We start from the raw sequence: 20,893 nt of genomic DNA on the forward strand, positions 1-20,893 counted from the left end.
TGCTGTGCCGTCTGCATTTAATGTTGCGTCAGGCGATGCTGGTTTTAAAGTATCTTTACCACCTGTTACGGTAGTTGGATCAGAAGTATTTCCTGCTGCATCTTTCGCTGTCACTTGGGCAGTTTCACCATCGGTCACTGCTGGCGATACAAGGATTTCAAACTCACCTAGACTATTCGCAGTTCCTGAACCAATTAATTTGCCATTTTCATCGCGCACTTCAACTTTTGCACCCGGCTCAGTTTTACCCGTTACTACTGTGCCGTCTTCATTTAATGTTGCGTCAGGCGATGCTGGTTTTAAAGTATCCTTACCACCAGTAACGGTTGTTGGATCAGAAGTATTTCCAGCTGCATCTTTCGCTGTCACTTTGGCAGTTTCACCATCGGTCACTGCTGGCGATACAAGGATTTCAAACTCACCTAGACTATTCGCAGTTCCTGAACCAATTAATTTGCCATTTTCATCGCGCACTTCAACTTTTGCGCCCGGCTCAGTTTTACCCGTTACTACTGTGCCGTCTGCATTTAAAGTTGCATTAGGCGCATCAGGTTTGGTGGTGTCTTTTGCAGTCGCTTCTGTCGGTTCTGACTCATTGCCTACTTTATCTGTCACAGTAACATCAACAGTTTCACCATTGGTTAATGGATCTTTAAGTTCAACATCAAAATTCCCTGATGAATCCACTGTACCTGTGCCAATGATTTTGCCGTCTTGATCTTTCACTTCTACAATAGTACCCGGCTCGCCTTTTCCTGTGGCGTGCTCACCATCATCGGTAACCACCACATCTTTAGGTGCATCAGGTTTGGTCGTATCTTTTGCAGTAGCTTCTGTTGGTTCTGACTCATTGCCTGCTTTATCTGTCACAGTGACATCAACGGTTTCACCATTGGTTAATGGATCTTTAAGTTCAACATCAAAATTACCTGATGAATCCACTGTGCCTGTGCCAATGACTTTGCCATCTTGATCTTTCACCTCTACCGTAGTACCCGGCTCACCTTTACCTGTGACGTGCTCACCATCATCGGTGATCACCACATCTTTAGGCGCGTCCGGTTTAGTCGTATCCTTAGAACCACCAGAAGAATCAGATCCACCACCAATAGCTGCACCCAATAAACCAGCGCCACCTGCTCCCGCAATCCACGGTAAAATTACACCTGTCAAAGAATCGTTATAAAGCAGCGGTTCAATTTCATCTAAAGGTTGATACTGAATAACATCCGCAATATCACCATTGGCTGTTGTAAATTTTGCCCAATACAATGTGCCGTCTTCATCCTCAAACACCAAACTATTATCTGGTGTCACCTCACTAAAATAGTTTTGTACAGTAATCACTTCCCCATTTTTTAAGGTGATTATTGCGTCAACACCATTCTTTGTAATTGAAGCAACATCTTCTTTCGGGATTTTGACGACGATGACAGAATTTTCGATAAGCCCCACTTGATTGGATTCAACTTGATCCAAAACTTTATGACTTTCTTTAGAAATGACAGAAATTTGCGGCATGGGTAAAACCTCATTTATTTGTATTAGGGCCGTTTTTATGTTTTTAGTTTTGTAATGAATTGTTGGTGCTTAATAATTTCTTTAATTACAACTCATTAAAAACGAATTTTTAATTGTGTGCGTTATATCACGCTTTGTATTTATTTTGCACAATTGCTTGAATATTGTATTATTTTTATCAATAGGCTCAGATTTTAGATCCATCTTTATACAAGTAATAACAAACACTTATTTGTGTGATGCAAGTCACAATAATACCGATGAATGACCAGTCATAATTTCCCCCCATTTTGATGTACCATGATGAAACATAACTATAAATAAAAAAAAGGAAATGCTTAAGCATTTCCTTTTTTAAGTCACACAAAACAGTTTTAGAAGTTTTCAGGGTTCTCCAAACGACGAACTTCTTGCACTTTCTCTGGATTATGTACAGCAGCAACACCATCATCCGCTTTGGTATCTATTAATGCTTCTGGGTTATATACCGTGATGGTTTCATTACCATGTATATCTTCGCCCACGATATATTGGAAACCCTTTTTATTCATTTTATGGCACATTCTTTGATACCAACCTTTGAAACCTTTGGTTTCTTCATTCGGGTTGTAATAAAAAGCATTCATCACAGCGGGTAAACCTAGGCCACACACGAGGCCCGACATTAAGACTGCAATAAATGTATATCCAATCAAAATACTGCTGTATTCACTGAGTTCAGGAATATTGGCAACAGCAAGGATTAAGGCCAATGAAATACCGCCACGAACCCCACCCCACGATAAGATGGCAAGGCTACCGTTGTAACTTTTTTTGCGGAAACTTGGGAAGAATGCAAAAGATAAATAGTTTGCTGCAAAGCGCGATGCATGCAAAATGATAAACGCCACCATACCGCCTAAAATTAAGCTGATACTTAAATCTAAGATAAATAACTCGAGACCGATCAGGGTAAATAAGAAGGAATTGATGATTCCTTCCACGGTATGCCAGAAATGGTTCACTTCCCTGATTTCTCGGTCTTGGAGGATTTCTTTCCATTTATTCCCAACGATCAGACCACCAATAACACATGCAATTGGTGCAGATGCATGTGCGAATAAAGCGACTAGATATGAACCACTTGCCAATAATGCTGTGGTTAAAATCAAGGACTCCATTTCATGTTTACCGCGGAGTAAACGTAAAATCCCTAAACCAAATGCCCAACCAATAATGACTGCAACAACAATTTCATATAACAGTGTTTCAAGCGTACCAATGACGGTAAAATGTTCACCTTGCAAAACATTGAGTAAAGTCATAAACACAGCAATACACATGGCATCATTAAAGAGCGATTCGCCTTCTAATTTCACCATCAAATGATGTGGGGCACGTACAGAACTTAATACACCTTTAACCCCAATTGGGTCAGTCGCACCTAAAGCAGCGCCTAATAATAACAACACCAATAAATCAACATGATGACCAATTAAGAACTGATAACCATATAAAGCAACACCAAAAAACACCGCACAAAGCACCAAGGCAATACTGGCCAAAATACTGATCGGCTTCCAATGTAAACGTAAATCTGAAACTTTAAATTTCAAGGCTGAAGAGGTCAAAATAAAACAAATCACGCCATTAATTAAAAAGTCATAAAAGTCGATATGACGAACGGCTTCTTCAATATTGTGCAAATTAATCGTCACAAATTGATTGCCATTGAGTAAACTCGCACCCCATTGCAAAATAAAGACAAAAATTGCAGAAACAATGGGAACACCTATGGCTTGTGGAAAAGCCAAGATACGTTTATTAAAAATGGTGGTTGCAATCGAAAGTGCAAAAATAACGGTAAAAACCTGTAGAAAAAAATAATTTCCCATTTCGTTCCCAATTTTGGTGCTCTGTCGCCTACAGAGTGAGATATAGGTATTTTAAAAATAAATACTAAATTATTTGGTATTTAAAAATAAAATATTTTAACGAATTTTATCTAAATACCGTGTATAAATTCAGTTTTTTTCACATCTTTTATCAAGATCATTTAACATAGCAAGCCTGCATCGATTTTATGCATTTTTATCCTCTAATTTATTTCTCCTATGCATCAGACCATTAAAACTATTTTTCGACTCTTTTTTGCTGCTGTGATCTTTATCATTACGGCGGCCCTGATCCTGACTTGTTTTAGCAAGACACAGGAAATTTTACGTGCTGAGCACTATTTTAGTCAGGCAAAAAAGGTTTCACTGGATTCAACACCCAAAGAACAATTGGTTTTGGTCTCCAATAATGAATCACCCGATCGTGCGATTTTTATCATGCTGGCGAATAATGGTTATCTTGCCAAACTGAATTGTGAAAACTATGCACAAGATATTTGTCTCGATGAATTTAATCAGCAACACACCCGACAAATTCAACACCTCGATTTACTGAAAATCGGACAATTTCAATATATCCAAAATGTGAGTTTCACCAATAGCCGCACTGGACAAAAACAACAATTACGCTATAGCGATGCCCAATTAAAACAGTTCTATCAAAACGATATTTCAGGCCTTAAATATACTGTTTTTGGCGTGGCTTTATTCGCATTTGCCGCATTGTATGTCAGCTATCGTATTGTTCGAAACTTTAAATCATTTCTTAATAAATAAGTTTCAATCTATTTTTCAATGAAAAAAAGAGGATGTTTGCATCCTCCTTTTTTTGTTTTAAATGGTTTGGTTAAAGGTATCACAGCTATTGATATTGCCTGATTTCAACCCTGTCTGGAACCATTTCATACGTTGTTCACTGGTGCCGTGCGTGAAGCTATCTGGGACCACTTGCCCAGTTGCACTTTTCTGTAAATAGTCATCACCAATCTTATGTGCAGCGTCCATCGCTTCTTCTACATCACCCTGCTCTAAAAATTGGGTACGCTGTTGATTATGATGCGCCCAAATACCCGCAAAGCAGTCTGCTTGTAGTTCTTGCATGACCGAATAACGATTACCTTCAGCTTTAGACGCTTGCGCACGCGCCTGCTGAACTTGCTCAGAAATACCTAAAATCGTTTGGATATGATGTCCAACTTCATGGGCAACCACATAGGCTTGCGCAAAATCACCCGCCTGATCTTGACGACTCAATTCAGTTTGATTTTGTTCACCCGTGATGCCCATTTGCGTACGCATATCTTTAAAGAATGCAGTATCAATATAGACCTTCTGATCTGCTGGGCAATAAAACGGCCCCATTGCAGCTTGTGCTGTACCACAACCCGAATTGACCACACCATTAAACATGACCAATTTAGGCGCTTTATACTGGGCATTTAACTGTTCTTGGAAGACTTTAGTCCATGTATCTTCCGTATCGGCCAAAACCGTTCCAACAAAATCCATCGCTTCTTGTTGTTCAGGTGTTGGATTATCCAAACCTTTGACTTCAGCCGTTTGACCCTGTGAAGTCACTTGTTTGGTCGCCTGATAAGCTTGCTGCGGATCTACACCAAAAAATTTCCACGCAACAAATGCCACAACCAAACCGAGAATACTGATACCACCCGCTTTTGCACCGCCACCACCGCGACGGTCTTCTACGTTTGAACTCACTCTTCGACCTTTCCAGCGCATAGTGATCTTCCTTATATAAAATAGTTGATATCCGTGCGTTTACAGATTAATCCTTTTGCGACTTTGGCCATACTTTTTGAATTAAAGATACGACGCACAGCACGATTAAACCTGCAATAAAACCTGTCACTAAATTGATTAAAGTCGGTGTTAATGCACCCACAATACTGCCAACTGTAGGAATATGTTCAGCATAATCTACAGAGCCTTTAATAAAATGGTGTAGTAAAGGCACACCATGGGTAATGATGCCACCACCCACTAAAAACATGGCAATCGTACCGACAATGGTCAATGTCTTCATCAACTTAGGTGCAAATGCTAACAAACCTTGTCCAACAGTCTTTTTGAATTGTGATGCTTGTTGAGTGAGATAAAGCCCCAAGTCATCAATTTTGACAATCATCGCGACAAAACCATAGACACCAACGGTCATTAATATTGCAATCACCGAAAGTACCATGACCTTGGTCCCAAATGCCGCAGTTGCAACCGTACCTAATGAAATCACCACAATTTCAGCAGATAAAATAAAATCGGTCCGGATGGCACCTTTGACTTTTTCTTTCTCAAAAGTCACCAAATCCGTTTCAATATGAGTCATCTCTTCACGAGCAACTTCTTCTGTTTTGGCTTTTTTATGATGCAAACTATGCAGGACTTTTTCCACACCCTCATAGCACAAAAACAAACCACCAATCATCAAAAGCGGTGTAATCAGCCAAGGTGCAACCACACTGATCAATAAAGCAGCCGGAACCAAAATTAATTTATTAACAAAAGATCCTTTGGCGACAGACCAAACGACAGGAAGTTCACGATCGGAACGGACACCACTGACTTGTTGTGCATTCAGTGCTAAATCATCTCCAAGGACACCCGCTGTTTTTTTGGCTGCCATCTTACTCATCACAGCAACGTCATCCAACACAGTTGCAATATCATCAAGTAAGATTAATAAGCTACTCGCCATTATTTTTATCCTTTAGGCATTTTTTAATATTCTAATTCTATTTAACGCTAAAATTGTATTTAGTTTTTTAATAATTAACAAAATATTCACCCATTTTTCAGTCAATTGTGCTGTGTCAGTAACAATCAAAAATAGAATGCCGTACAATGGGGACATTCTTTGAAAATCAGCCGTAGCTTTGACTACCACTTTGGAACAGATAATGAGTACTCAAGATAATCGTCCAGTGATTTTGACTGGCGACCGTCCGACTGGACAATTACATTTAGGTCATTTTGTAGGTTCTTTACGTTCACGTGTAGGTTTACAAGATTCGCATCATCAACATCTCCTTTTAGCTGATGCTCAAGCCTTAACTGATAATGCCGATAACTTCGAAAAAGTTCGTCGCAATATTATTGAAGTCGCAACCGATTATCTTGCTGTAGGAATTGACCCAACCAAAACCACGATTTGCGTTCAATCATGCTTACCAGCATTGAATGAATTGACCATGTTATATTTGAACTTTGTGACGGTGTCTCGCTTAGAGCGTAATCCCACCATCAAATCTGAGATTCAAATGCGTGGATTTGAGCGTGATATTCCTGCAGGTTTCTTATGCTATCCAGTGGCTCAAGCTGCCGATATTACAGCGTTTAAAGCATCTGTCGTTCCAGTGGGCGAAGACCAAATTCCAATGATTGAACAAACCAACGAAATTGTTCGTCGTTTAAACCGTCAAATTGGTCGTGACGTACTTCCTGAATGTAAAGCTTTACTCTCTAATGTAGGCCGCTTACCAGGTTTTGATGGTAAAGCAAAAATGTCTAAATCTTTGGGCAATACCATTGTGCTTGACGCGACTGATAAAGATATCAAAAAAGCCGTAAACGCAATGTATACCGATCCAAATCATTTACGTATTGAAGATCCAGGTCAAGTGGAAGGTAACGTGGTATTTACTTACCTTGATGCATTCGACCCAGATAAAGATGCTGTTGCGGAACTGAAAGAACACTATCGTCGTGGTGGCCTAGGCGATGGTACGGTGAAAAAGCGTCTTGAAGGTGTGCTAAAAGAGCTCATCGGCCCGATCCGTGAACGCCGTTTAGAATTGCAAAAAGATCCTGACTACATCATGGATATTTTAAAAACCGGTACCGATAAATGCCGTGATATTACCCAACAAACGTTGGATGAGATTAAATCTGGACTGGGTGTATTCCACTTCTAAATTTAAAAAATTCCATAAAATTAAGCCTTTCCAATGTGAAAGGCTTTTTTATAGGCACTTTTTGTGAAAGTATTCACAAAATCTCCTTAGTTTTAACGTTAGGTAACATCACTTAACGTGAACACCAATGAAATGACTGACCGTTCACTCTATTATCTATTTATGTTTTAGGAATACCTAAATTCATAACATTTCTCCTTTACCGAACCTGTGGAAACAGATTCGTTGTTATACGCAATGAACACCCCAATCATTGCGTATTTTTTTGTCTGAAAATTAGGGTGTGTTGACATTTACAGCCGATAAATTGAGCTAAAGAGGCAACCATATAAATATACAAGCTAAAGCAACAGCGCTTTGATAGTTACGTTTTAGCTTATCGTATCTTGTGGCAATTCCTCTAAATTGTTTTAATCTACAAAATGCATGTTCAACTAAATGTCTGATTTTATACATATACCAGTCCATATCATCATTGCTAGATTTGGCATTTGATCTTCGAGGAATGTTTGCTTTCGTATTACTTTCTCTAATTTTCTTTCTGAAACTTTCTGAATCATAGCCTTTATCTGCACATAAGATTTTCGTTTCTTTTAATTCCAAAGCATCTATTAAAGCAGGTGCAACTTTCACATCATGAGTCGTGCCATCAACAATAATAAACTCGATAGGATTTCCATTCGCATCAACAGCTAAATGGATTTTAGAACTATTTCCACCGATACTTTTAGAATTAGCTTGATAATTAATACCTGTCGCATGCTGATGCGCTCTGACATGACTGGCATCAATAAAGATCCACTCTAAATCTGCATGACTAGACAATAATTTAAATATTCTGAGTAACTTACTGTCTTTACTCCATCGACTAAACTTCTTAAAAATAGAGTTTGGCTTGCCGAAAGTATCGGGTAAATCACGCCAAGCACATCCGGTTCGAATCCGATAAAGGATTACTTCGATAAACAATCTTAAATTATGTTTGAGATAAATACCGAATTTGGAGATGAGGAGCACTGCTCCGTAAGATTTCAGCCTAGACCAGTGTTGATCATTCAGCATTATATGAGGCATAGCGAGAAGTGAATTTAGCTTGGCGATTGAATTCTACTTTCTCGCTATTTTTTTGAACAGCAAATGTCAACAGACCCTAATGTAAATATTTTAAATTTTACTATTGAAACAATAAAAAAACCCGCATTAAGCGGGTTTTTTATTTCAAAAACTAAATTAGTTTTTATGACGCATATGAGGGAATAAGATTACTTCACGAATACTTGCAGCATTCGCAAATAACATCACCAAACGGTCAATACCAATCCCCTCACCCGCTGTAGGAGGTAAACCGTATTCCAATGCTTCAATGAAGTCTGCATCGTAATGCATTGCTTCATCGTCACCCGCATCTTTTTCAGCAACTTGGGCTTGGAAACGTTCAGCTTGGTCAATCGGATCATTTAACTCTGAGAAACCATTTGCCAACTCACGACCACCGATGAAGAATTCAAAACGGTCCGTAATATGTGGATTTTCATCATTACGACGTGCCAATGGTGAAGTTTCCGCTGGGTATTCTGTGATGAATGTCGGTTGACGAAGTTCTGTTTCAACAGTTTCTTCAAATACGATGGTTTGAAGTTTGCCTAAACCAAAACCAGGTTTTACTTGCTCTTTCAGTTCATTTTTAACAAAATTTGCAAGGAACTCACGATCAGATACATTTTCAGCAGTGAACGTTGGGTTATGTTCAAGAATCGCATCAAACATCGAAATTTTCTTGAATGGACCTTTGAAGCTATACACTTCATCACCATAAGGCACATCAGTCGAACCTAATATGTCAATGGCCAATTTTTCAAGCATATTTTCTGTCAAAGCCATCAAGTCTTTGTAGTCTGCATACGCTTGGTAAAATTCAATCATTGTGAATTCTGGGTTATGACGTGTTGATACACCTTCGTTACGGAAGTTACGGTTAATTTCGAACACACGCTCAAAACCACCAACGACCAAACGTTTTAAGTAAAGTTCAGGCGCAATACGCAAGAATAAAGGCATATCCAATGCGTTGTGGTGAGTTTCGAATGGACGCGCAGACGCACCACCCGGAATCACATGCATCATTGGTGTTTCAACTTCCATGAAACGCTCATTGCTCAAATATGAACGAATACCTGACACCACTTTTGCACGAATTTCAAAAGTTTTACGTGTTTCTTCGTTCATGATGAGGTCTAAATAACGCTTACGGTATTTAACTTCAGTATCAGTCAAACCATGGAATTTGTCTGGAAGTGGACGGAGTGATTTGGTTAAAAGCTCAAAATGTTCAATATGAACATAAAGGTCACCTTTACCAGAACGACCAATATAACCTTTAATGGCAATAATATCGCCCAAATCGAGTGCTTTAATAGTTGCAAGAACATCAGCATCCAACTCTTTACGTGGTACATAAAGTTGGATACGACCAGTCATATCTTGGATTACGATGAATGAACCGCGGTTCAACATCACACGACCAGCAACTTTTACATAAACCTTTTCGCCTGCTTCAATTTCTTCTTTTGATTTTTCAGCGAATTGATCTTGTAGGTCTTGTGCATAGTGTTCACGCTTAAATGTGTTAGGCCACGGGCTAACACCTGTTTCCTTGGCGTGCTCTTTGATGTGCTCTAACTTGGCATGACGCTGTGCAATTAAATCGTTTTCGGAAATGGCTTGTTCAGAAGTCGATTGAGCGTTATGTTGCGTCATCTCTGTCTCAAATAGTTAAAAAACGGAAGTTGCATAGCATAGCAGATTTCCTTTGAATTGAGCAGTAAGCAATGTGCGCATTTTTTCAATAAGTTGAAATTTATCAAAGTAAATTGTTTTGACAGCTATACCTTCTGGTTTGCTTAATCCATACCTTTCAGATATGCACGAGATAAAAGTTAAATATTTAAACTTAGCAAGCCAATATTTAGCGATATCACAACGACAACTACGGACTTTAAAATATTTATAACTATCAGTATATTGAAATATATTTTAATAGCTTAATTCAACCTTTTAATCTATTTTCTTTAAGACTAAAGTCTTTTAAATGCCTATAAATTAGACCAAAAGCTAAATTCTCTTTTTGACAATTCTATCTACAATGAAGTCATAAAATTGTTGAAAAATAAAATATTCAACACATCCAAAATGTCTGAAAACAGTGTGTAGAAAAACAATGACTTCCTGCTTATCGAAAATTCTGTTTTTACATGGATTGGATTCTTCCCGTGAATCCACTAAATTCCATGCCATCGATGCAAAACAAAAATTCTGCATTGAAGTGGACTATCGCAACTTAAATTTTCAAACTGTTGCGGATTTTTACCACGAGAGTATTGAAACCATTAAGCCCGATATCATCGTCGGGCATAGTCTCGGGGCATATTGGGCATTAAAAATGTCGCTGTTTCATCGCATTCCGTGTGTAATTGCCAACCCGAGCCTGCATCCAGACTTTCGCGACGACTACCCTGCAATCAATGAAATGGATTTGGATCACGATATTCCACAAATTGCCTATATCGAACGTGGTGATGAAATCTTAGATATGTATGAAGCAGAGCAACAACTCGAAGATTATATGCAAGTTCAAGTCATGGATGGCGGACACCATCGTCTACAATGCCCTGAAAATATTAATGATTTAATCCAGCATCTCGAATTAAACTACTTAAAAAAATAAATCATAATATTCATCATAAGCAGCAACGTCGTTTTTATCAGACATAAAAAAGCCCTGTCATAGACAAGGCTTTTTACATTTTAAAGCTGACGCTTAGGCAGCATCTGCTTCAGGACGTGTTTTATCATCTAAAACAGACCAGATATTTAAACCTAAATCTTTATGCAAGTCAGGCAAATCTAAGAAAATGCTTGCGCCTAAAACTTGGTGTTTACATTTTTCAGCCAATTGTTTCACTGCACGAAGCGTACCGCCCGTCGCCAATACGTCATCTACAATAATCACTTTTTGTGATTCGATTTCAGCTGACATTTCAAGACGATCTAAACCGTATTCAAGGCTGTAACCCACACCGACAACTGGTGGTGGTAATTTGCCTGCTTTACGTACCAAGACCAAACCTTTACCCGTACGCTGGGCAAGTAAGCTTGCCAAAACAAAACCACGCGCTTCAACTGCAATAAAGCTATCTACTTCTGCCAATTGCTCAGCTGGAATACTTGCAATTAGGGCATCAGTTAACGATTCGATGTTATTCATAAATAACGGCGTAAGGTCAAAGAAACAAATTCCTGGTTTTGGAAAATCTTGGACAGTACGAATGTTAGACCACAATGCCGCAGCAGTAGAATTACTCATAATAGGAGAAAATAAATTAAGGAAGGAATGTGTGAATTTTAACGCGATTTGAGAGAAAAGAACAGCTAACGCCCATCTAAAATGCATATTTAAAATACAGTGATTTTACATAAGTTATTGATTATTAATATTGTATTTATTTAAAAAATATCAAATATATATTTGCCTAATCATAAAATAAAAGATTTTAGAGATTTTTTCTGCAAGACTTTAGTCTATGAAGATAGAAAAAGCGGTATTTAGAACCCAATTCACGGAAATGAATTCAAATATACTTTTCAATAGGCATAAATATTGTCAGACAATTTTTCCCAGATCTGGGGTTTTGATGATATTTATTGTCCCTCACTGCCATTCTGCTTTTAATTTCACTCATTAAACTCTTAGCCACTTTACTTTATAGTCAGAACTGCGTAAAAATTTAGCATAAGAGTCTACTGTATAAGGCGATTTAACCTTAAGGAATAAACTTATACAGTTATGAAGTATTTACTGACTTAATTTTGTGTCAGTTTTTGGAGAATGGAATGAAAAAGTATCAGTGCATCGTTTGTGGATGGATTTATGACGAAGCAGAAGGCTGGCCACAAGACGGTATCGTGGCAGGGACTAAATGGGAAGATATCCCAGATGATTGGACTTGCCCAGATTGTGGCGTCTCAAAAGTAGATTTTGAAATGGTTGAAATCTAATAAATAGAATCTAAGACCATCATCGTTATGGTCTTTTTTTTGTCTTTAAAAAATATGAAATGTGTTTGGAGTTGAGTATGCACCCTATTGTCATTATTGGTTCTGGTATGGCGGGATATGCCGTTGCGCGTGAATTTCGTAAGTTAAATCCTGAACTAGAACTTATTATGATCTGTGCAGATGATGCCATTAACTATGCTAAACCGACATTATCCAATGCGCTCGTTGGTAATAAAACTCCTGAGCAAATCCCTCTAGGGGATGCCGCAAAAATGTCGGCTCAACTCAATATGCAAATTATTAATAAGAGTTGGGTGAAAGCGATCGATGCAGCAAAACATGAGCTCACCATCGAAAGCCAAAATGGAACTCAAACACAACTGTATTCAAAACTTGTTTTAGCTGTCGGTGCAAATCCAATTCGCTTAGCTATTTCGGGTGATGGCAGCGAAGACATTCATGTCGTCAACAATTTAGATCACTATAAAGCATTCCGTAAACAGCTTGCAGCACGTGAAGATAAACGTGTGGTGATTTTAGGTGCAGGCTTGATTGGCTGTGAATTTGCCAATGACCTCCAAAATACTGGGGCGAAAGTATCGGTAGTTGATTTAGCTCCGCAACCTTTAGGTCGTCTACTGCCGTCTCATGTGGCCGCTAAATTCCAAAGTAATTTAGAGGAAACGGGCATTCAATTCGTTCTAGGCACGACTGTTGAAAAAGTCTCACGTATTGAAAATGGTGACTATCAAGTGAGCCTTGCCAATGGTCAAAGCTTAGTGGCAGATGTTGTGTTGTCTGCGATTGGTCTACAGCCTGAGATTAACTTAGCAAAACAAGCCGGCATTCACACCAGCCGCGGTGTATTAACCAATAAAGGCTTAGAAACCAACTTGGCAGATATCTATGCTGTCGGTGACTGTGCTGAAGTTAATGGTACCCTTCTGCCATACGTCATGCCGATCATGCAACAAGCACGTGCTTTGGCAAAAACCCTCAATGGTGAACATACCGCTGTGCATTATCCAGCCATGCCTGTAGCTGTTAAAACACCTGCTGCACCTTTAACTGTCCTTCCTGCGCCAATTGATGTAGAAACCCAATGGGAAACAGAAGAGCTTGAAGATGGCATGATTGCCCGTGCGATCGATCAAGATGGCGTATTACGTGGATTTGTACTGCTTGGTGCAACTGCTGGGAAGCAACGCTTAACTTTGACTAAGCAGGTTCCGGACTTGATTCCCGCTTCAGTTTAAGGTTTAAATACAAGGACGTCCTGATAATAATAGACGTCCTTTTTAAAGGAAAATAACAATGAATAGTGCCCTTCAGTTTAATATTTCACCTTATGCCTCTTTTATGCATGAAACTCGCGTTGAGTTAGGCAATGGCATTGAACTTCATGTCGAGGTGGGTGGTCATCCTGAAGATCCTGCAATCTTATTGATTATGGGACTCGGCGCACAAATGTTGTATTGGCCCGATTTCTTTTGTAAGTCCCTAATAGACCAAGGTTACCGTGTTATTCGCTTTGATAATCGTGATATTGGTCTGTCGAGTAAAATTCGTAACCCAGGCCCACGTCTTAACACCTTTAAATTGATGGGACGTTTTGCCTTAGGTCTAGAGAATCAGGGTGCGCCCTATGATCTATACGATATGGCAGACGATGTTGCACTATTAATTGATCGTATGGGACTCGATAAAGTCCATATTTTAGGCGCTTCAATGGGCGGCATGATCGCTCAAATCGTGGCAGCACGCTATCCAGACAAAGTGCACAACTTAAGCTTACTTTTTACCAGTAACATCCAACCCTTACTTCCACCGCCATTTCCAAAGCAATTATTTAGTCTAATTGAAAAACCTGAATATAACGATGAAGATGGCATTATTAACCATAGCCTGAAAGTTTTTAATATTATAGGCTCTCCAGGCTATATTAATCAGCTTGAAGTGATACAAACTGCACGTAAACTCTATAAGCGGAGTTATTACCCAGCGGGTGTACTTCAACAGTTTTTAGCAATATTATGTACAGGTTCCCTGCTGCAGTTGGATAAACAAATTCAGCATAAAACCATTGTGGTTCATGGAGCTCGTGACCGTTTGCTGCCGCCAAGCCATGGTAAGGCCGTTGCAAAGGCTATTTCAGGTGCTAAATTTGAATTAATTGATGGAATGGGGCATGATATCCCACCGCATTTTATTCCATATCTTAGCGGTTTGTTTGCTGATCACTTTAAATCATAAATTAGGACACTATGGCTGCATTACCATCCTTAAGACAGCTGTCATATCTAGTAACACTGTCAGAAACGCTACACTTTACTGAAGCTGCGCGTCGTTCTTTTGTCACCCAGTCTACTTTGTCTGGCGGGATCATGGAACTTGAGCGTTTACTAGGTGGCGTATTGGTAGAACGCGACCGTCAAAACGTGCGTTTAACTCCTCTTGGTGAACAAGTTGTCGGAAGAGCTCGAGTTCTATTGGCAGATGCGCAAGACCTAATGCGTTTAAGTCGTGAAATGAGCGAACCTCTAACGGGTGATTTACATCTAGGGGTCATTCCTACTATTGCGCCATTTTTACTTGCACCATTATTAGAAGAAGTGCATAAGCAACTACCAAAAATTCAATTGCATTTACATGAAGCACAAAGTGAAAAAATTGTTGAGAAACTCGAGCACGGTAATCTAGATATCGTATTACTTGCTCTTCCTTTCGATACACGTAGCTTGAAAGTTGCAGAAGTAAACAAAGAAAAATTGTTCTTGGTGTACAACAAAGCTGACCAAAATGCAGCTCAAGCGAAATCTTTAGACGACCTAGATTTATCTCGTTTAATGTTGCTTGAAGAAGGCCATTGCTTACGTGATCATGCTTTGAGTGCTTGCCCGATTGGTGAACGTAAAAATGACCATCGTTTAAAAGCAAGCTCTTTACCAACTTTGGTTGAGATGGTTTCCGCAGATTTAGGCTTTACCTTATTGCCTGAAATTGCAGTTCATACCAATATGATCAAAGCCAATGAAGATTTGGCTGTAAAAGAAATTGAAGCAAGTCCTACACGCACATTGGCATTGGTGACGCGTAAGAGTACGCCGCTTCAAAGTGAATTTGATGTATTGCTTCAAATCTTGCAGAAAATCACCAGTAATCTGCACTAATTCAATCCATGAATATTAAAGAGAGCCCTGTGCTCTCTTTTTTATTTTGCAGAAATTAATAATCCAGAAATAATAATATTGAGATGAATTTAAAATTGAAAATAAAAATATAGTATCTAGAAAAAAGAAAAGGCTAACCCAAATAGGTAGCCTGATAAGGTAATATATGACTTGATGTATATCTCAATTCATCGCCTCGATAATATCTTCACACTAGCCAGATAAGTAAGAAGATTAATACATCTTAGTAAAATATAACTTTCGTTAAAATCACTAGTTTCAGGTATTTTAGATAAAGTACGTCTGATTCATTTTCAAAGGGCTTTTTTCATAATTATGTTTTGTGCTATAAAATAACCATACATGAGAAATAAATCACATTATTTTAAATAGTCACTAATATTCATGTTTAAAATAACTAAGCAATAGGTGAATATTAACTCACATCAGAAACAGTTCAATTTATTAGTTGTCAAAATACTGCTTTCACATTTCATTTATTATTTTCAATTCGAATCGAAATCTGATGATTATTTAATCAATATTCTAAAAATAAAAACGAAAAAACTATAAATCTTTGCATTCAACATAATGAAAAACACAAAAAACCATACATTAATTAAATTCTATTATATCACAATAACTTAATTATACTTTGATGTATAAATCACTACTTCTAGGTATATTTTTCTAATTCACTTCCATGCACATTATGGAAATGCAATTTGATTAAAAATAATAAATGAGCGAAATGTATGATGAGTGAATTTTTATTACCAGTACCCGTTTTGATCATTGATCATCAATCAATGACTTCAAAAACAGTGCTGTTTAACATCTTAGGAGACCTCGGTTATCCTGAAGACCTCATTACATTTTCAGAAAATTTAGCAGATGCAGAACAACAAATTTTCAATCAATTGCCAAATTTAATCTTTTTAGTGGTCACGCAACAGTCTGATATCTCATTCATACATAAAATTAAGAAAATCTATCCTTCAAGTAATCTCATCATTTTAGTCAATGAACAGTCTGCAGATTTAACTTTACATGCGATTCAGTTAGGTGCAACTGCCTATATGTTGATTCAACAACCAATTGAAGACACTTATAACCAACTGAAAACCATTTTAAGAGGTGGCGCTGCCCTTCATCCTAGTTTTGCTAAATTTTTATTGAGTGAAACTTTTAGTCCGCAAAATGCAGCGCCGAAACAGCTCAGTCTAAATCCAGCAGAATATCAAATTTTGGATATGGTCAGCCATAGTGCGACTCAAGAGCAGATGGTCAATGAATTAAAACTTTCTACTTATCAAATTGATGGTTTTGTCAAAAATATCTACCGCAAAATTTGTAGCTACAGCTAAATTTAGCTGAGATAAAGGATTCAAAAACAATTTATAAATTTAAAAAAATAAAGGGAGCAGATGCTCCCTTTTACTTTGTTTAGCATATTTATTTAAATGCATCTAAAAGTACATGCTGTGAATTATGTGCTTCTTCGCCCTCTTGAACATGGGTACGAATCCAACGTCCATCACTTTGGAGTAACCAAGCTTGCTGATTATCTTTTAGATAATTCACTAAACCTAATTGATAAATACGCTTTTTCAAGGCTGGATCTTCAATTGGGAAACAGGCTTCCACACGATTAAATAAATTACGATCCATCCAGTCTGCACTTGAACAGTAAATCCGTGCATCGCCATTATTACTGAAATAATATACTCGGGTATGTTCTAAGAAACGGCCAACAATAGAACGTACGCGAATATTTTCAGACAGCCCCGGTAATCCCGGACGCAAACAACAAATAGAACGAATAATTAAATCAATCTGTACACCCGCTTGTGACGCTTCATACAGTTTATTGATCAACTGAACTTCAGTTAATGCATTAACCTTGACAATGATTTGCGCAGGCTTACCTGCTTTAGCATTAGCAATTTCATTATCAATATAATTGATCAGTTGAGCATGTAAGGTAAATGGCGCATGCAGCAATTTTTTCAACTTCGCCATTTTGCCCATACCGGTCAGCTCTTGGAAAATGCGATGTACATCCTCGCAGAGTTCTTTATCGGTGGTTAATAGGCCATAATCGGTATAGATACGCGCATTGCCCGCGTGATAGTTACCCGTACCTAAATGCACATAACGCACCAATTTATTATTTTCACGGCGTACCACCAAAATCATTTTGGCATGGGTCTTATAACCCACGATGCCATACACCACCACTGCGCCCGCTTCTTGTAATACATTGGCTACAGCAATATTTGATTCTTCATCAAATCGTGCACGAAGCTCAATTACTGCGGTAACCTCTTTGCCATTACGTGCTGCTTCCGCTAAAACTTGCACAATTTCAGAGTCTGCACCACTTCGATAAAGCGTTTGTTTAATGGCCAAAACTTGTGGATCACGTGCAGCTTCACGCAGTAGGTTAATTACAGGTGCGAATGATTCAAAAGGATGGTGTAGCAAAATATCTTGCTTTTGCATCGCACTAAAAATGTTTTCAGATTTTTTGAGTACTTTCGGAATAACCGGAATATGCGCGTCATAACGTAGATGTGGACGTTTAAAGTTTGACAGTAAACGTGCAAGGTTAACTGGTCCATCTACTTTATAGAGTTGCTCTTCTTCTAAATCGAACTCATCAAGCAAATATTCATAAATATGCTGCGGACAATTTTCTGTCACTTCCAAACGAACGGCGCGACCAAAACGACGTGAATTCAACTCACCTTTCAGAGCTTTAGCCAAATCTTCAACATCTTCATTCAAAGCCAAATCGGCATTACGCGTCACGCGGAATTGGTAGCAACCCGTCGCCGTCATACCGGGGAACAAGTCAGAGACATGTTCATGAATAATTGCCGATAGCATCACATGATGCTCTTTACCACCGGTTAATTCATCAGGGAGTCGAACGACACGCGGCAGCGAACGTGGTGCAGGTACAACGGCTAAGTCAATCTGACGACCAAACGCATCCTTCCCTTCTAGAGTCACAATAAAGTTCAGCGACTTGTTGACCAAGCGAGGGAATGGATGTGCGGGATCTAAGCTAATTGGCGTTAAAACCGGAGCAACTTGTTCTTGGAAATATTTTTTTACCCATGCCGACTGCGCTGGGGTTAATTCACCACGGCGTAGGAAGCAAATGTCTTCTTCACGCAGTTTGGGTAAAATTTCTTGATTTAAAATACGATACTGGCGCTCAATTGCCGCATGCGCTGTCGCAGAAATTTCATCTAATACTTGTTTCGGTGTCAAACCATCTGGACTACGGCTTTCATTGCCCAAGTCTAGCTGTTCCATCATTCCCGCAACACGAATCTCAAAAAATTCATCTAAGTTACGCGAAAAGATCAGCAAGAAATTCATGCGTTCAAGTAAGGGGTGTATCGGATCAACCGCTTGTTCGAGCACACGCAGATGAAAGTCGAGAATCGATAACTCTCGATTGATATAACGATCATTATAAGTATATTCAGTTGGTACTTGCGCGACTTCAGCTGCGGTATTCATTTCAAACCCATATTAAAAAATGTGTGCTGTACTCAGTTTAGTATGCTTCAAATTTGTGACAATTTCATAAAAAAAGCCCATTAATATGAGCTTTTTGTTGTAATTCAAATCGCTGCCATGCCATTTGACGAGTGTTTAGATCGTTCTTAATCTGGGATATGGCTATAACGCATATATTTTTGGATCATGCGCTTACGATAATTTAGCTTACGATCTTGTCGATTTTCATCATAATATTTTGGATTGGGTAAAATAGCCGCAATAAATGCCGCTTGCTCTCGGCTCAAACTCCGTGAACTTTTACCAAAATAGTGCTGTGTTGCAGCTTCGACGCCGTAAATGTTGTCCCCAAACTCAACCGAGTTGAGATATACCTCTAAAATGCGTTGCTTCGTCCACATGCGCTCCATCATCCATGTTGCAACGGCTTCCTGTCCTTTTCGGATAAATGAACGCTTATTATATAAAAATAAGTTTTTTGCCAATTGCTGAGAAATGGTAGACCCACCTGCAACAACTTTACCTTTATCCTTATTACGCTCTAGCGCAAACTGCATTCCTTCCCAGTCAAAGCCTTTATGCTGTAAAAATTTACCATCTTCCGCAGCAACTACAGCATGTTTGACATAGTCACTAATTTGGTCATAATCACGCCATTCATGCTTAATCGGTTTAGACGGCTCAGACCAATAATCTAATCGCATCATCATCGTGGATTCCACAGGATGTGTACGCCACCACACCAGACTACCAAAGATCCAAAGCTGTACCAAAAGCACAAGACTGACAAGAATTAACAATGTACGAACAATAAAGGCTTTCATGTCAGTGTGTTACTCCAGAAATTCTGTTTTTTCATGTTAAGCTTATTTTTAAATATTTTGACACAGTACAAGAATAGCATGTCTGAACTCAGCCCTCCTGCTGTATCAACCCGTAAGCTGCAAATCCAACTGTGGTGGATCACGGCACTCTTAATTACCATCAATGTTGGACTCTTTGGCTGGCAAGTGTTGCATGGAATGAACGTAAGCCAACCCGACACACTGGATGCTTTGCGTTGGGGTGCTGATTATGCACCTTTAACCTTTTTAGAGGAACCCATCCGCTTATTCAGCAGTATGTTTTTTCATTTTGGCCTGATTCACCTGATGTTGAATATGTGGGCTTTGTATATTTTTGGCAGTGTTGCCGAGCAAATGTTAGGTCGTTTCTACTTCCTCGGCCTGTATGTTTTAGCCGGACTGATGGGAAGTTTATTGAGTGGTTATTTAACCATTCAAGACAGTTATGCATTATTGGCCGAAGGTGCAGCCAATCAGCAACTTTTTCCGAGTATTGGTGCAGGCGCATCGGGTGCAGTGATGGGTCTCGGTGCAGCGCTGACGATTATTTCGCTGCTCCCCATGTTACCTAAACAGCAATTTTATCTGGATAAAAAAACCTTATTGATGGTGATGGGGATTAACCTCGCGATGGGCTTTATGATTAGTGGGATTAACAATGCCGCGCATATTGGCGGCATGTTGATGGGCGCTGCTTTGGCTTTCATTTGGTATTTAGGACAAAAATTACATCAATCCTTACTCATTCAAATGATCGGTCTAATCGCCGCAGCAGTCGGATGCTACCTGTTTTATCTGCATTGCCAACAATTAATCCAACCGATTTTACCGCTTTGGGAACACTTTATCCTGCTGATGAAGCAATCTCTCGCAGCACGTTAAACAGTGGAATGAACCCTGTGGCTATCAACACTGATATGTTGAAAACACATCAAATCATGTCTAAACCTGAACTGCGCACT

18 protein-coding genes are annotated in these 20,893 nt (G+C 38.9%); 9 read left to right on the forward strand and 9 right to left on the reverse strand.

Translation table 11 applies throughout. The annotated features are described in order from the left end of the window. Together FTU64_RS07660 and FTU64_RS07665 are read right to left on the reverse strand one after the other, a co-directional pair. Positions 1-1,521 (reverse strand): Ig-like domain-containing protein (locus FTU64_RS07660; RefSeq protein WP_180059508.1); only part of this gene is annotated, 1,521 nt, incomplete at its 3' end. Positions 1,522-1,895: 374 nt separating this feature from the next. Continuing rightward, positions 1,896-3,395, reverse strand: coding sequence for a sodium:proton antiporter (locus tag FTU64_RS07665; RefSeq protein ID WP_180007461.1), 1,500 nt, complete (start codon positions 3,393-3,395; stop codon positions 1,896-1,898). A 219-nt stretch (positions 3,396-3,614) separates the two neighbouring features. Here FTU64_RS07665 and FTU64_RS07670 point away from each other — a divergent pair, with 219 nt between their 5' ends. Further along, positions 3,615-4,172: a hypothetical protein gene (locus FTU64_RS07670; protein WP_180026473.1), complete on the forward strand. Its 558-nt coding sequence runs from the start codon at positions 3,615-3,617 to the stop codon at positions 4,170-4,172. Between the two features lie 57 nt (positions 4,173-4,229). Here the strand turns inward: FTU64_RS07670 and FTU64_RS07675 are convergent, their stop codons facing one another. Then, complete coding sequence (locus FTU64_RS07675; protein ID WP_180059509.1) at positions 4,230-5,135, reverse strand: neutral zinc metallopeptidase; 906 nt, start codon at positions 5,133-5,135, stop codon at positions 4,230-4,232. A gap of 46 nt (positions 5,136-5,181) precedes the next feature. Next, on the reverse strand, positions 5,182-6,108 hold the full coding sequence (locus tag FTU64_RS07680; protein ID WP_180059510.1) for a DUF808 domain-containing protein: 927 nt from the start codon (positions 6,106-6,108) through the stop codon (positions 5,182-5,184). 202 nt (positions 6,109-6,310) lie between these two features. Between FTU64_RS07680 and trpS the strand changes: the two genes are divergently transcribed. Next, complete coding sequence (trpS, locus tag FTU64_RS07685) at positions 6,311-7,324, forward strand: tryptophan--tRNA ligase (protein WP_180007457.1); 1,014 nt, start codon at positions 6,311-6,313, stop codon at positions 7,322-7,324. 312 nt (positions 7,325-7,636) lie between these two features. Here the strand turns inward: trpS and FTU64_RS07690 are convergent, their stop codons facing one another. Together FTU64_RS07690 and lysS are read right to left on the reverse strand one after the other, a co-directional pair. Further along, on the reverse strand, positions 7,637-8,398 hold the full coding sequence (locus FTU64_RS07690; RefSeq protein WP_180055377.1) for an IS5 family transposase: 762 nt from the start codon (positions 8,396-8,398) through the stop codon (positions 7,637-7,639). Between the two features lie 156 nt (positions 8,399-8,554). Further along, positions 8,555-10,081 (reverse strand): lysine--tRNA ligase, encoded by a 1,527-nt coding sequence (gene lysS / locus FTU64_RS07695; protein ID WP_180020646.1) that lies wholly within the window; start codon positions 10,079-10,081, stop codon positions 8,555-8,557. 460 nt (positions 10,082-10,541) lie between these two features. On the opposite strand from lysS, the gene FTU64_RS07700 reads away from it, so the two are divergent. Further along, positions 10,542-11,048, forward strand: a complete 507-nt coding sequence (locus FTU64_RS07700) for a YqiA/YcfP family alpha/beta fold hydrolase (RefSeq protein WP_078189929.1) — start codon at positions 10,542-10,544, stop codon at positions 11,046-11,048. A 93-nt stretch (positions 11,049-11,141) separates the two neighbouring features. Here FTU64_RS07700 and FTU64_RS07705 read toward each other — a convergent pair whose 3' ends face one another. Next, positions 11,142-11,687 (reverse strand): adenine phosphoribosyltransferase, encoded by a 546-nt coding sequence (locus FTU64_RS07705; protein ID WP_078189930.1) that lies wholly within the window; start codon positions 11,685-11,687, stop codon positions 11,142-11,144. A gap of 527 nt (positions 11,688-12,214) precedes the next feature. Here FTU64_RS07705 and rubA point away from each other — a divergent pair. From rubA to FTU64_RS07730, 5 genes are all read left to right on the forward strand, one after another. Then, complete coding sequence (gene rubA, locus FTU64_RS07710) at positions 12,215-12,379, forward strand: rubredoxin RubA (protein ID WP_005179369.1); 165 nt, start codon at positions 12,215-12,217, stop codon at positions 12,377-12,379. Between the two features lie 77 nt (positions 12,380-12,456). Further along, positions 12,457-13,635: an NAD(P)/FAD-dependent oxidoreductase gene (locus tag FTU64_RS07715; protein WP_180059511.1), complete on the forward strand. Its 1,179-nt coding sequence runs from the start codon at positions 12,457-12,459 to the stop codon at positions 13,633-13,635. Between the two features lie 58 nt (positions 13,636-13,693). Further along, positions 13,694-14,632, forward strand: a complete 939-nt coding sequence (locus FTU64_RS07720) for an alpha/beta fold hydrolase (RefSeq protein WP_218945492.1) — start codon at positions 13,694-13,696, stop codon at positions 14,630-14,632. Between the two features lie 11 nt (positions 14,633-14,643). Further along, complete coding sequence (oxyR, locus tag FTU64_RS07725) at positions 14,644-15,549, forward strand: LysR family transcriptional regulator OxyR (RefSeq protein ID WP_078189933.1); 906 nt, start codon at positions 14,644-14,646, stop codon at positions 15,547-15,549. Between the two features lie 755 nt (positions 15,550-16,304). Then, entirely contained in the window at positions 16,305-16,916 is a 612-nt protein-coding gene (locus tag FTU64_RS07730; protein WP_168379235.1) for a response regulator transcription factor, read from the forward strand. Between the two features lie 88 nt (positions 16,917-17,004). Here the strand turns inward: FTU64_RS07730 and ppk1 are convergent, their stop codons facing one another. Together ppk1 and mtgA are read right to left on the reverse strand one after the other, a co-directional pair. After that, entirely contained in the window at positions 17,005-19,086 is a 2,082-nt protein-coding gene (gene ppk1 / locus FTU64_RS07735) for a polyphosphate kinase 1 (RefSeq protein ID WP_078189935.1), read from the reverse strand. A 146-nt stretch (positions 19,087-19,232) separates the two neighbouring features. Next, positions 19,233-19,910 (reverse strand): monofunctional biosynthetic peptidoglycan transglycosylase, encoded by a 678-nt coding sequence (gene mtgA / locus FTU64_RS07740; protein WP_180059512.1) that lies wholly within the window; start codon positions 19,908-19,910, stop codon positions 19,233-19,235. Between the two features lie 78 nt (positions 19,911-19,988). On the opposite strand from mtgA, the gene FTU64_RS07745 reads away from it, so the two are divergent. Continuing rightward, positions 19,989-20,813 (forward strand): rhomboid family intramembrane serine protease, encoded by an 825-nt coding sequence (locus tag FTU64_RS07745; RefSeq protein ID WP_180059513.1) that lies wholly within the window; start codon positions 19,989-19,991, stop codon positions 20,811-20,813. The last annotated feature ends 80 nt before the right edge of the window (positions 20,814-20,893 follow it).

The sequence above is a fragment of the Acinetobacter sp. YH12128 genome, from assembly GCF_013418655.1.
Lineage (GTDB): Bacteria > Pseudomonadota > Gammaproteobacteria > Pseudomonadales > Moraxellaceae > Acinetobacter > Acinetobacter amyesii.

Coding starts and splice junctions, on each gene's coding strand:
- lysS (WP_180020646.1), bottom strand. CDS start 10,081: ATGACGCAACATAACGCTCAATCGACTTCTGAACAAGCCATTTCCGAA.
- FTU64_RS07665 (WP_180007461.1), bottom strand. CDS start 3,395: ATGGGAAATTATTTTTTTCTACAGGTTTTTACCGTTATTTTTGCACTT.
- FTU64_RS07680 (WP_180059510.1), bottom strand. CDS start 6,108: ATGGCGAGTAGCTTATTAATCTTACTTGATGATATTGCAACTGTGTTG.
- mtgA (WP_180059512.1), bottom strand. CDS start 19,910: ATGAAAGCCTTTATTGTTCGTACATTGTTAATTCTTGTCAGTCTTGTG.
- FTU64_RS07675 (WP_180059509.1), bottom strand. CDS start 5,135: ATGCGCTGGAAAGGTCGAAGAGTGAGTTCAAACGTAGAAGACCGTCGC.
- FTU64_RS07745 (WP_180059513.1), top strand. CDS start 19,989: ATGTCTGAACTCAGCCCTCCTGCTGTATCAACCCGTAAGCTGCAAATC.
- FTU64_RS07705 (WP_078189930.1), bottom strand. CDS start 11,687: ATGAGTAATTCTACTGCTGCGGCATTGTGGTCTAACATTCGTACTGTC.
- FTU64_RS07720 (WP_218945492.1), top strand. CDS start 13,694: ATGAATAGTGCCCTTCAGTTTAATATTTCACCTTATGCCTCTTTTATG.
- FTU64_RS07690 (WP_180055377.1), bottom strand. CDS start 8,398: ATGCCTCATATAATGCTGAATGATCAACACTGGTCTAGGCTGAAATCT.
- rubA (WP_005179369.1), top strand. CDS start 12,215: ATGAAAAAGTATCAGTGCATCGTTTGTGGATGGATTTATGACGAAGCA.
- trpS (WP_180007457.1), top strand. CDS start 6,311: ATGAGTACTCAAGATAATCGTCCAGTGATTTTGACTGGCGACCGTCCG.
- oxyR (WP_078189933.1), top strand. CDS start 14,644: ATGGCTGCATTACCATCCTTAAGACAGCTGTCATATCTAGTAACACTG.
- ppk1 (WP_078189935.1), bottom strand. CDS start 19,086: ATGAATACCGCAGCTGAAGTCGCGCAAGTACCAACTGAATATACTTAT.
- FTU64_RS07730 (WP_168379235.1), top strand. CDS start 16,305: ATGATGAGTGAATTTTTATTACCAGTACCCGTTTTGATCATTGATCAT.
- FTU64_RS07700 (WP_078189929.1), top strand. CDS start 10,542: ATGACTTCCTGCTTATCGAAAATTCTGTTTTTACATGGATTGGATTCT.
- FTU64_RS07715 (WP_180059511.1), top strand. CDS start 12,457: ATGCACCCTATTGTCATTATTGGTTCTGGTATGGCGGGATATGCCGTT.
- FTU64_RS07670 (WP_180026473.1), top strand. CDS start 3,615: ATGCATCAGACCATTAAAACTATTTTTCGACTCTTTTTTGCTGCTGTG.